Below are 11569 nucleotides of genomic sequence, written 5' to 3'. Positions count from 1 at the left end.
GTTCGGACGATACCTTGCCTTGCATACGGGACCTGCTCCCCACTATCTGTTCAGGACAAACGCGAAGGACGGGCGGACCAGGCTCATCCCCGGTTCACGCCAAGGGGGTTACGGTCCCGCCCGTCCGACCCCTGGGGGATGGCCATCCCCCAGGGGTCGCACCCATCATCAACGGATGCAGTTTGAACATGCAAGGGGGCTGCCCGGCAGGTTCTCTCAATAAAAAAGGCGGCGCATCACTGCACCGCCCTGTTCATTTAACATCCCTTCCTAAGAAGGACGCACTCTCAGAACTCCGTCCAATCCTCCTGAACGGTCGCCGCAGCGCTCGCCTGTCTTCCGCCGAAAGCCTTGGCGACGGTGCGGGTCAGGGCGTGGGCCGGGGAGGCGACCGGGCGGGCGTTGGTGCCGGCAACGCTTGCGCGCGGCGCCGGGGCCAGCTGGCCGAGCTTGAACTGGCGCAGCAATTCTTCGAGAGCGTTTGCCTCCTGGGCGAGCGCATGGCTGGCCGCAGTCTGCTCCTCGACCATGGCGGCGTTCTGCTGTGTGCCCTGGTCCATGTTGTTGACGGCAGTGTTGATCTCCTGCAGGCCGATCGACTGTTCGCGGGTGGCGGTGACGATGGCGCTGACGTGGTGGTTGATCTCCTGCACCTCGGAGACGATGACCTCCAGCGCCTTGCCGGTCTCGCCGACGAGGCCGACGCCGGCAACGACTTGTTCGCCCGATGTGGTGATCAAAGCCTTGATCTCCTTGGCGGCCTTGGCCGAGCGTTGGGCGAGCTCGCGCACTTCCTGGGCGACGACCGCAAAACCCTTGCCGGCATCGCCGGCGCGGGCCGCTTCGACGCCTGCGTTCAGAGCGAGCAGGTTGGTCTGGAAGGCGATGTCGTCGATGACGCCGATGATGTTGGAGATTTCGCCAGAGGACTTCTCGATCTGCTGCATGGCGGAGACCGCCTTGCGGACGACTTCGCCTGACTTTTCGGCGCCGAGGCGGGCGCGCTCGACGAGATTGCCGACATCCTCGGCGCGCTTGGCGCTGTCGCGGACGGTCGTCGTCACTTCCTCGAGTGCGGCGGCCGTCTGTTCGACGGCGGCAGCCTGCTGCTCGGTGCGGTGGGCCAGATCGTCGGCAGCCGAGCGGATTTCGCCGGCGCCGGCATTGATCGCCGAGGCGTTGCGGCCGACCGATTGCAGCGCCGCCTGCAACTTTTCGACGGCATGGTTGAAGTCATTGCGCAGGCTGTCATATTGCGAGGCGAACGGCGTCTGGAGACGACCGGCCATATCGCCGTTGGCAAGCTCGGCAAGGCCGCCCGCCAAAGCGTCGATGGCATAGCGAATCTCGCCTTCCTCGCGCGCCTTCTGCTCATCACCTGCCCGGCGCTGGCGCTCGGCGTCGTCGCGCATCCGGTCGGTCTCGCCGGCAAGGCGCAGCTTCTCGATCGCCGCCTGCTTGAAGACCAGGACCGACTGGGCCATCCGGCCGATTTCGTCGCCGCGGTCGGTAGCCGGAACCTCGATGTCGTTCTGACCGCCGGCGAGGCGATCCATGGCGCTCGTCATGCCGACGACTGGGCGGACGATGATGCGCGACATCAGCCAGGCGAGCATAGCAGCGGCAAGCGAGGCGAGGATGCCGCCGGCAAGCAGCGTGATCTTCAGATCGCTGTTGGCATCAGCCCGGATCTCGGCAAGCGCTTCCGACTTTTCACGCGCGGTGGCCTTGATCTTGGCCGAGGCCTGGCGGAAACCGTCGAGCTGGCCCTTGGTGGCGTTGACGCCGATCTTGACGACCTCTTCGATCGGCATGTCGGTTTCCTTGCGCGCCTTGGTCTGCGGCTCGGCGAGTTCATGGAAATAGAGGTCGGCGGCCTTCTGCATGCCCTCGATCATCTCGACCAGCTGCGGCTCGCCGGCCGCCGTCTGTTTGGCGGCGGCAATCGCCTTCAGCATGCGCTCGCGGTTGGCGAAGACGTCGCCATAGGTGCTGTCGCTGCGGAAGAGGATGAAGCCACGCAGGTTAACGGCCTGTTCGAGCATCGCCTGCAGCGCATCGTCGATCTGATTGACGAGCAGCTCGGACTTTTCCTGCTCGGCAGAAGCGGCCGCGGACGCCGTCGCCTTGGAGTAAACGAAAGCGGAAACGGCGACGAAAATGAGAATGAGGGCTGCGAACGTGGCCGCAAGTTTACCGTTCAAGGATATGTTTTTGGCGGACATCGGTGATTTCTCCTGACGACAGTCGACGCGGCGAGAGGCAGGTCGCGCGAGACGCAACCGCCGGGATGTTTGAAACTGAGAACATGATCGGCGTGGAAACGCGTGCGCCTTCATGGCGCCGAGCAGTTCAGATGAACCGCCGCAATCACGCCGAACCTATCCGGGCAGGCTTTAAATTTGTTTAAATTTGTGCACTGCAACCGAGGCCGAGCGCGCGGATTATTGTGCCGTTTCCGGAGGATTGAGGATCAGGATGTCGAAATCCTTTGTGGGATCGAAATCCTCTGACGTCATCCGGAAGGTCGTCGGACCGATCTTTCGAACGTTGCTGCCGCAGAAGCTGATGAGGCTGCCCGGCTTGCCCTTGTCGATCGTCAGTTGGAAGCGCCTGATCGGTCCCGCCCAGTTGGCGCCGGTCGACAGCACATAGGAGATCCAGCTTTCGGTATAGTTGGCGCCCCCGGCCTCGGCTTCCCGAGCACGCTGCTGGGCAACTTTGACGAAATCTCCGTCGAGGCAGTATTTGCGGGAATATTCGTCGAAACGCTCCCCCTTCGGCTCACCACCTTTGAGAAAGCTGATCGCCACCGTGCCGCCGACGGCCGGCTTGTAGCGATGCTGGACGCTGACCTTCTTCTTCGCCGGGAAGGTGGTACGCCACCAATAGGTCGAGCGCAGCGTCCAGAGCGGCACGAGGTCGACCTTTGCGACGCCATCGGCATCGCCCTCGGCCATGGGATAGACGAGGCCGCGGGCGGTCCAGTCCTTGCGGACGGTTTCGGGAAGCTTGGCGAGCGCCTCGGTCGTCTTCTGGCTATAGGGAAGGACCGGAATGCCCTGCTTGGCGAATTCCTCGGTGACGTCGATGCCGAGCGAGACGACACGTTGCTGCAGCTTGGCGGTGATCGGCCTGCCGTCCTGCACGGTGGAGAAATGCAGAAAATTGTCGCTGTCGTAATCGGAGATGGCGGAATTGTTGTCGACCTGGCCAGTGATGTCGGGCATCGGAAAGGCGACCAGGCTGTCGACATCCTTGTCGGAGCTATTCTCGAAGACATAGTCGACGCGCACTTCCGAAGCGGAGATGAAGAGATCCTCTTCAGCCATGCTGACATCGTCGGATTGGGCAAAGATCAGCCCGCCGGTCTTGACCTCGGCCATCGTGTCGTTCGCGAGCGCGGGCGCTGCGATCACTGCCGCGGCAATCAGCGTGAAGAGCTTCAGCATGGAACACCCCCGTGTCTGCGGCGCGGTCGCCGCGGCAGGATTATCGCCGAAAGCTTTTGAGGGTCAATGACGGTCTTGGGAACAAAATGCTTGCAACCGGCGGCTTTGCCGGTCATGCACAGCCGATGTCAGATCAAAACACCCAACGCCTCGACCAACTTCTCGTCTCCCTCGGCCTCTTTGCCAGCCGCTCGCGCGCCCGCGACGCCGTGCAGCGCGGCACCGTCAGGATCGGCGGCCAGGTGGTCACGAAAGCCGGCGCGCTGTTTAGCGCAGACGCGGCAATCGAGATCGACGATCCGGCCCAGGACTATGTCTCGCGCGCCGCACTGAAACTTGCCGCCGCACTTGACCATTTCCGGCTCGATCCTGCCGGCCATCACTGTCTCGATGTCGGGGCCTCCACCGGCGGCTTCACCGAGGTACTGCTGCAGCGCGGGGCTGCACATGTCACCGCGATCGATGTCGGCCATGGGCAGATGCACCCGCGCATATCAGGCGATCCGCGCGTGACCAATAGGGAAGGCCTCAACGCCCGCAACCTGACGGCAGAGGATATCGGCCATCCCGCCACCTTCATCGTTTCCGACGTCTCCTTCATCACGCTGAGGCTGGCGCTTGCGCCGGCTCTCGAGATCGCCGAACCTGGCGCTATCGCCGTGCTGCTGGTCAAGCCGCAGTTCGAGGCCGGGCGCGAGGCGATCGGCAAGGGCGGAATGCTGAAGGACCCCTCGTCTGCTCCCGCCGTTGCTGCAGAACTGGAGCGCTGGTTCGTCGAGGACATGGGCTGGAAAAGCCTCGGCCTCATCCCTTCCCCGATTTCCGGCGGCGATGGCAATCAGGAATTTCTTCTGGCAGGATTGAAACCGTGAGCACCGAAACCGTCAAGATCGAGAAGCTCGGCGCCCAGGGCGACGGCATCGCCAGCAGCGCCGGCGGGCCTGTCTATGTGCCCTTTTCCCTGCCCGGCGAAACGGTGGCGATTGCCCGCGTCAAGAGCCAGGGCACGATCATGTCGATCACGACGCCCTCGCCCGACCGGCAGGAGCCGCCTTGCCGGCATTTCGGCCCGGATGGCGTCAACGGCACCTGCGGCGGCTGCACACTGCAGCATATGGCAGATGCGCCCTACCGCGCCTTCAAGCGCCAGCTTGTGATCGATGCGCTGAAATCGAAGGGTCTGACGTCAGAGGTCGGCGAGATTGTTCCGGCTCGGCCGGGCGAGCGCCGGCGCCTCGTCTTTGCGGCGCGCAAGACCGAGAAGGACATGCTTGTTGGATTCAACCAGGCCGAAAGCCACCATATCGTCGCGATCGAGGAATGTCCGATCTCGTCGGCAGGGATCATCGCCCGGCTGCCGGCGATCAGGGCGATTGCTGCATCGCTGGCGACCAGCGCCGAACCCTTCCGCGTCGCCGTGCTCGAAACGCTTTCCGGCCTGGACATATCAGTCGACGAGGTGAAGAAACTCTCCGACCCGCAGCGGCGCAAGGCGATCGAGACCGCGCTCAGCCTGCGCGGCATCGCCCGTGTTTCGCTGAACGGCGAAATCCTCGTCGAGCCGTCGAAGCCGATGGTCGAATTCGGTGGCGTCCAGGTTTCACCGCCGCCGGGCGGTTTCACCCAGGCAACCAAGCCGGCGGAAGAGGCGATGGCGGAGCTGGTCACGGCTCATGTCGGCAAGTCGAAGCGGATCGCCGATCTCTTTGCCGGCGCCGGCACGTTTTCGCTGCGGCTGGCGCGGATCGCCCGCGTGCACGCCGTCGAAGCCGAGGCAAAGGCGCTCGCGGCACTCGATCATGCCGCCCGCAACACACAGGGGCTGAAGCCGGTCACCGTCGAAAAACGCGATCTCTTCCGCCGCCCCCTGATGACGCAGGAGTTCAAGCCCTATGACGCCGTCGTCTTCGATCCGCCGCGGGCCGGTGCCGAGTTCCAGTGCCAGGAGCTCGCCCGCTCAGGCGTGAAGAAGATCGTGGCGGTCAGCTGCAATCCGCTGACGCTGGCGCGGGATCTCGCGATCCTCGTCGAGGGCGGCTACCACATTACCGGCGTGACGCCGATCGACCAGTTCCTCTGGACCTCGCATGTCGAGGTGGTGGCGGCGCTGGAGAAATAGGCGTGCCTGTCGGCTAAGTTTTTGCTCTCTGTGCCGGCGGTGTGGTGCCCGAACCGTCTTCCTAGCGCTGGAGCTACCTTGTCGGTTTCCGGTTTTCGTGTCCCGATCCGAGCTCCGTCGCATTGCCCGAGTCCCGGCTTGTGTGCCTGAAACGGCATCTGTTGCAATGGGTTGGATCTCCGAGCCCGCCATAGTGGTCACGATGCCGCGGCTCTTCCTATATTGGTAGAACCGGATGAGGCCCGATGTGCATCCTGCAAGACGAGAATGCTCCACGCACATCGCCACAGATAAGGCCGCAGCGGACGGGCATTGCGGAATCGATAGGCTTTTTATCGGTATCTTTTCGATAGTGACGTCATATCGAAAAGATAGTAACCAATTGGCGGTGATCCCCACCCTAAGGTGAAACATGATCGACAAAAACAGAAGCGTTGCCCTGGTCACCGGCAATGACTAAGTCCAAAAGACGCAACCCCTACTATAAGGGTCCAGTGTCCGATCATTTCGACGGCACGCATTTCTTCAATCCCGAAGGTATCGAACCTCTCGGTTTCCGCGATGTGTTGCGGTGGCAATTCGGCGGTGGCCGTAAGCCTTGGCCGAGGTCGGTCGCAAGTCCGTACGCGGCGGCCAAGCCGGATCCATACGTCGACGGCGAGGATCTAAGGGTGACCATGGTCGGCCATGCAACAATGCTCGTGCAGGTCGCCGGGCTCAATATCCTCACCGACCCGGTATGGTCAGAGCGCGCGAGTCCCTTCGCTTTTGCCGGACCCAAGCGCGTCGTCCCGCCGGGCATCGCGTTCGATGATTTGCCGCCAATCGATCTCGTGCTGGTGTCGCACAATCATTATGATCATCTCGATATCGCAACGCTCAGGCGGTTGGGTGCGAAGCATCGGCCACTTGTCGTGACGCCGCTCGGCAATGACACGATCATGCGCCGCGCCGTGCCCGATATACAGACGACTTCGATGGACTGGGGCGAGCGCATTTCGCACGCCGGAATAAGCATTGATGCCGAGCCTGCACACCATTGGTCCGCCCGCGGAACCGCCGATCGCCGGATGGCGCTCTGGGCGTCGTTCGTTTTGTCGACTCCAGCCGGAAAAATTTACCACGTCGGAGATACGGGCTTTCACCACGGGATCAATTACAAAGCGGCACGGCAGAAGCATGGCGGCTTTCGCCTGGCCATTTTACCCTTCGGCGCCTATGAGCCGCGCTGGTTCATGAAAGGGCAGCACCAGAATCCGCAGGAGGCGGTGGCCGGGATGAAGTTGGCAAATGCGGCCTATGTGGCCGGACACCACTTCGCCACGTTCCAACTGACGAATGAAGCGGTCGACGCGCCGGCAAGAGCGTTGCAAGACGCCATGAGCGAGCATGATATTCCCCCGGAACGGTTCCGGCCGCTCAGGGCCGGCGAGGTATTCAATGTGCCGGCGGTCTGATCGGTGTCCGTTTGCTCCCGAACTGGTGTTGGTACCGGCCTGCTTGCCATGGATTGTTCGGAAACGATCGAGATCGGCGCTCAGCGGCGCATGAAGGCTTCGAAGGCCGCCCGAGCTTCGGCGCTTTTCAGCCGCGCGGAGAAATAGCGGGCCTCTTCGTCGATGCGGGCGATGATCTCGCCACGGTCGCCGCGAATGAGATCGCGGGCGATGCGCAGCGCCTCCGGCGGCTTGGCCGCGAGCTTTGCGGCGAGGCCAAGCGTCAGTGAATCGACCTCGCCTGGCTCGACGACCTTCCAGACCAGACCGGCTTCCTTCGCCTCCTCGGCCGAAAAGGCTTCGCCGGCGGCAAGCATGGCGAAGGCGCGCTGGTGGCCCATCAGGCGCGGCGCGACGAGGCTGGAACCGGCCTCCGGCACCAGCGCCAGATCGACGAAGGGTGTGCGGAACTGGCTGCGGCTGGAGGCGATGGTCAGGTCGCAATGGAGATGGATCGTCGTGCCGATGCCGATCGCCAGGCCGTCGACGCCGGAGACGACCGGTTTTTCGGCATTCACCAGCGCATAGAGGAAATCGAGGATCTCCTGCTCCAGGCCGCGGCCGCCCATCGCGGCAGCAAGAAAATCGTTCAGGTCGTTGCCGGCCGAGAAGCAGCCCTCTGTGCCGAGGAAAGCGGTGGCGCGGATGTCGGGATTCGTGTTGGCCGCAGTCAGCGCATCGGCCATGGTGCGGTACATGGGGCGGGTGATGGCATTCTTCTTTTCCGGCCGATTGAAGCGGATCAGTTGGATGCCGGGATGGGCGGAAGGCTGGTCGACGATGATGTGGTCGGTCATAAGGTCTCCTCAGGCAAGCAGTATGCGGGCGGCGGCAAGGCTTGCCGCGCCATTGACGACCCGATCGCGAAGGGCTGCGGTCTCGGCAAGCAGGTTTTCGGCGGCGAAGCGGCAGAGCGCGATGCGGTTTTCGCCTGCCCCATCGGCTCCCTCAGCGAGACCACCCTTGGCGAGATAACAGCCGGTGAGCACCAGCCCGAACAGGCGCTGATAGGGGGTGGCTCCGGAGAGCGCCTCGGCGGCCTTTTCATCGGCAAGCGTCTTCAGCAGCCAGGCGGTCGCCTGTTCGAGATCGGCAATCGCAGCGTCGAGCCTCACAGCCGTTTCGCCGAAACCATTAAGATTGCAGCGGCGGACGCCTTCGGCGATCTGTTTAAGCTCGGCCATGAAGCCCTTCACCTGATCGCCGCCGGAGAGCGGCAGCTTCCGGGTGACGAGGTCGATCGCCTGGATGCCGTTGGTGCCCTCGTAGATCGGCGCAATGCGGGCATCGCGGAGATAACGCGCCGCACCCGTCTCCTCGATAAAACCCATGCCGCCATGCACCTGAATGCCGAGCGAGGCGACATCGACGCCGGCATCGGTCGAAAAGGACTTGGCAATCGGCGTCAAAAGGGCGGCGCGCTCCTGCCAGTGGTGGCGGGTGTCGCCTGCCCGGTGCGACATGTCGATCGCGTGGGCGCAGGCATAGGAGATGGCGCGCGCCCCTTGCGTCAGAGCCTTCATGGTGAGGAGCATGCGGGCGACATCGGGATGGTCGACGATCGGGCTCATGCCGGCGCCGCTTGAGCCCGGCGCCCTGCCCTGGGTGCGTTCCCTGGCATAGGCGAGCGCCTTCTGGGTGGCGGCCTCGGCGATCGCCACGCCCTGCATGCCGACGGCAAGGCGGGCATTGTTCATCATCGTGAACATGCAGGCGAGCCCCTTGTTCTCCTCGCCGACCAGCCATCCCACAGCGCCCTTTTCGCCGCCGAATTTTCCGTCGCCGTAGATCATCGTGCAGGTCGGCGAGCCATGGATGCCGAGCTTGTGCTCCAGCGAGTGGCAGAAGAGATCGTTGCGGAGCCCAAGCGAACCGTCGTCGTTCACCAGGAACTTCGGCACCAGAAAGAGCGAGATGCCGCGGGTGCCGGCCGGCGCATCCGGCAGACGGGCCAGCACCAGATGGATGATGTTGTCGGCCGCGTCATGTTCGCCCCAGGTGATGAAGATCTTCTGGCCGAACAGGCGGTAGCTGCCGTCGTCGCGGCGCTCGGCGCGGGCTTTCAGGGCGCCGAGATCGGAGCCCGCATGCGGCTCGGTCAGGTTCATCGTACCGGTCCATTCGCCGGAGACCATCTTTTCCAGATATTTGTCCTTCAGCGCAGCACTGCCATGGGTGCTGACGGCCTCGACGGCACCCATCGTCAGCGTCGGGGCGAGGGCGAAGGCCATGGAGCCGGAATTCCACATTTCGAGTGCTGCGACATTCAGCATATGCGGCAAGGCCTGGCCGCCGAAAGCTTCGGGCGCCGTCAGGCCGTTCCAGCCGCCGGCAATCCAATGGCGGTACAGATCGCGCCAGCCATCCGGCAGCCGGACCTCGCCATCGATCAGACGAGCGCCCTGACGATCACCGATGTCGGCGAGCGGCGCCACTTCCTCTGTGGCAAAACGTCCCGCCTCGGCCAGGATCGCATCGACCAGATCTTCGCCGAGATCGCCGAGCAGCCCCTTGGAAATTGCCTCGCCCATGCCCGCTACGTGCTTCAACGTGAACGCGATTTCCTCGACGGGCGCTTTGTACATGGTTTTTCCTCCGCAGACCGGCCTCACAGCGGCAAAGCCCCTCCGAGACAAGGGCTAATTGATTTTTACGTAAACGTCAATTTCGATTTCCTCGGCCGTCATGCGATAAGTCGCATGACGTGACGCTTTGCTCTTGCACCCTTGCACAAATGCACGTCATGGAGACACTCTAAGGAATGACATCGCCTTCGCAAAGGACCGGCGAACAATGGACACGTTGCCCGTCAACATACCCGGTTTCGTCTGGGCTTATCGCTTCTCACCCGAAGAAAAGACCGCGGTGCGACTGAACAATAGTGCGACGGTGGCGGAACTGACCGCCGACAATTGTTTCTACTGGCTGCACCTCAACCTTGTCGACGCCCGCGTGCCAGCCTTGCTCGATACGCTGGACGGGCTGACGGAGGACGCGAAATCGGCGCTGACGACGCGCGATACGCATGCGACCATCACTGTCGACGAGCAGATGCTCTATGGCACGCTCGTCGATTGCCAGCGCGATTTCGCCCAGGATACCAACAATCTCGGCTGGCTGCATTTCGCCATGTCCGACCGCTTCATCATCACCACGAGGCTGCAGCCGCTGCGCAGCGTCGAACGGGCACGCGCCCTGATCGAGAAGAATCCAGGCAAATTCTCCCGGCCAGTCGATCTCTTCGAACTGCTGGTGATCGAATTCCAGCGCACGCTGATCGCGGTCGTCATCGAACTCACCGAAGAGCTGAACCAGATCGAGGATATCGTCTACGACAGCGCGCAGCGCGACGAGCGCCGGCGCCTGGCGCCGGTGCGGCGAACCGTGGTCAGGCTGCATCGCCATCTGCGCACCGTGCTGGCGCTGATGCGCCGGGCGGCGGCGGCCGACGACGACGAGATGCCCTTCGGCTTCGACGATGTGGCGCGGCGGCTGACGAGCCGGCTGGAAACGGTCGACCACGATATCTATGCGCTGCAGGACCGGGCACGCCTGCTGCACGAAGAAATCGATTCGAAGCAATCCTCCGAAACCAACCGTCACCTCTATCTGCTGTCGATCATGACGGCCTTCCTGCTGCCGCCGACGCTGGTGACCGGCTTCTTCGGCATGAACACGGCAAACCTGCCCTTCGCCGTCGGCGACTACGGCACCGAATACGCCGTCGCCCTCATCGTCGCCTCCATCGCCTTTGCCTGGTGGTTATTGAGGCGCGTGGATATTCTTTGAGGGTGAAGCGCCGGCATCCAGTTTGAGTGGACGTGACCGCCGTCGTTGGCTCCCGCCGCTCATCCGCCTGCCGGCACCTTCTCCCCGTAAACGGGGCGAAGGGACCATGCCGCGACCTCTCCGTTCGCACCAACCTGTCGCGGGGCACGTCCCCTCTCCCCGTTTTTACGGGGAGAGGGTTAGGGTGAGGGGCAGACGTTTCTCGAGAACAGCACGTTTATCAATACGGCGAATAGCACTGCTGGCGTGGGCCGTTATAGGGCTGGAAGGTATTGTCGTAGGCGCGATAGGACCGGTAGCGGTTGGCGCACCAGGCAACGTGGCTCGAACCCATGCTGGGCGCAGGCGCGACGTAACGCGGCTGCGCGACAATAGCGCCGCCGATGACCGCACCGGCGCCGAAGGCGGCGAGCGGATACCAGTAGCCGTTATAACGCCGATAGCCCGGGCGGTAATAGGAATATCCGCGATAGCCGCCGTAATAGCCGGGCCGGTAGTAGGCGCCGGGACGATAGCCAGGCCGGTAATAGGCGCCCGGACGGTAACCGGGGCGATAATAGCGGCGGTATTGGACGTTCTCGACAGCGGAGGATTTTTCCACCTGCGGGGCTGTCGGCATCTTCATTGCCTGCGACGGCACGAAGCCTGTCAGAACGACGGCCGCAGCCAGAACTGCTGTCGCGATCTTGTTACTCAAACCGAACATTCTTCTC

9 protein-coding genes are annotated in these 11569 nt (G+C 63.1%); 4 read left to right on the top strand and 5 right to left on the bottom strand.

Going from position 1 to position 11569, the window contains the following annotated elements:
- Positions 1-287 precede the first annotated feature (287 nt).
- The gene (locus tag ACIPSK_RS30565; protein ID WP_162118340.1) at positions 288-2225 is read right to left on the bottom strand and encodes a methyl-accepting chemotaxis protein; all 1938 of its coding nucleotides are present in this window, start codon (positions 2223-2225) and stop codon (positions 288-290) included.
- 219 nt (positions 2226-2444) lie between these two features.
- A complete protein-coding gene (locus tag ACIPSK_RS30560) occupies positions 2445-3452 on the bottom strand; it encodes a DUF4424 domain-containing protein (protein WP_446533096.1) in 1008 nt (335 codons plus the stop codon).
- A gap of 86 nt (positions 3453-3538) precedes the next feature.
- On the opposite strand from ACIPSK_RS30560, the gene ACIPSK_RS30555 reads away from it, so the two are divergent.
- The 3 genes from ACIPSK_RS30555 (at position 3539) to ACIPSK_RS30545 (ending at position 7028) form a co-directional block, all read left to right on the top strand.
- Positions 3539-4324: a TlyA family RNA methyltransferase gene (locus tag ACIPSK_RS30555; RefSeq protein ID WP_210254210.1), complete on the top strand. Its 786-nt coding sequence runs from the start codon at positions 3539-3541 to the stop codon at positions 4322-4324.
- Complete coding sequence (locus ACIPSK_RS30550; RefSeq protein ID WP_162118342.1) at positions 4321-5571, top strand: RsmD family RNA methyltransferase; 1251 nt, start codon at positions 4321-4323, stop codon at positions 5569-5571. The genes ACIPSK_RS30555 and ACIPSK_RS30550 overlap by 4 nt, the downstream gene beginning before the upstream one ends.
- A 452-nt stretch (positions 5572-6023) precedes the next feature.
- Complete coding sequence (locus ACIPSK_RS30545; protein ID WP_162118343.1) at positions 6024-7028, top strand: MBL fold metallo-hydrolase; 1005 nt, start codon at positions 6024-6026, stop codon at positions 7026-7028.
- Between the two features lie 80 nt (positions 7029-7108).
- Here ACIPSK_RS30545 and ACIPSK_RS30540 read toward each other — a convergent pair whose 3' ends face one another.
- Positions 7109-7864, bottom strand: coding sequence for a crotonase/enoyl-CoA hydratase family protein (locus ACIPSK_RS30540; RefSeq protein ID WP_162118344.1), 756 nt, complete (start codon positions 7862-7864; stop codon positions 7109-7111).
- 9 nt (positions 7865-7873) lie between these two features.
- The gene (locus ACIPSK_RS30535; protein ID WP_162118345.1) at positions 7874-9652 is read right to left on the bottom strand and encodes an acyl-CoA dehydrogenase; all 1779 of its coding nucleotides are present in this window, start codon (positions 9650-9652) and stop codon (positions 7874-7876) included.
- A gap of 208 nt (positions 9653-9860) precedes the next feature.
- Here ACIPSK_RS30535 and ACIPSK_RS30530 point away from each other — a divergent pair, with 208 nt between their 5' ends.
- On the top strand, positions 9861-10856 hold the full coding sequence (locus tag ACIPSK_RS30530; RefSeq protein ID WP_020486033.1) for a transporter: 996 nt from the start codon (positions 9861-9863) through the stop codon (positions 10854-10856).
- A 220-nt stretch (positions 10857-11076) separates the two neighbouring features.
- Here the strand turns inward: ACIPSK_RS30530 and ACIPSK_RS30525 are convergent, their stop codons facing one another.
- Positions 11077-11562: a BA14K family protein gene (locus tag ACIPSK_RS30525; protein ID WP_162118347.1), complete on the bottom strand. Its 486-nt coding sequence runs from the start codon at positions 11560-11562 to the stop codon at positions 11077-11079.
- Positions 11563-11569: the final 7 nt, after the last annotated feature.

This window comes from Rhizobium sp. LARHSG275 (assembly GCF_052871115.1).
The sequence above is the reverse complement of the archived record's forward strand: the minus strand, read 5'-3'. Positions and strand labels throughout refer to the sequence as shown.

Bases quoted from the DNA above. Each gene is read 5' to 3' on its own strand.
- ACIPSK_RS30565 (WP_162118340.1), bottom strand. From the start codon at position 2,225: ATGTCCGCCAAAAACATATCCTTGAACGGTAAACTTGCGGCCACGTTC.
- ACIPSK_RS30560 (WP_446533096.1), bottom strand. From the start codon at position 3,452: ATGCTGAAGCTCTTCACGCTGATTGCCGCGGCAGTGATCGCAGCGCCC.
- ACIPSK_RS30555 (WP_210254210.1), top strand. From the start codon at position 3,539: ATGCTTGCAACCGGCGGCTTTGCCGGTCATGCACAGCCGATGTCAGAT.
- ACIPSK_RS30545 (WP_162118343.1), top strand. From the start codon at position 6,024: ATGACTAAGTCCAAAAGACGCAACCCCTACTATAAGGGTCCAGTGTCC.
- ACIPSK_RS30540 (WP_162118344.1), bottom strand. From the start codon at position 7,864: ATGACCGACCACATCATCGTCGACCAGCCTTCCGCCCATCCCGGCATC.
- ACIPSK_RS30535 (WP_162118345.1), bottom strand. From the start codon at position 9,652: ATGTACAAAGCGCCCGTCGAGGAAATCGCGTTCACGTTGAAGCACGTA.
- ACIPSK_RS30530 (WP_020486033.1), top strand. From the start codon at position 9,861: ATGGACACGTTGCCCGTCAACATACCCGGTTTCGTCTGGGCTTATCGC.
- ACIPSK_RS30525 (WP_162118347.1), bottom strand. From the start codon at position 11,562: ATGTTCGGTTTGAGTAACAAGATCGCGACAGCAGTTCTGGCTGCGGCC.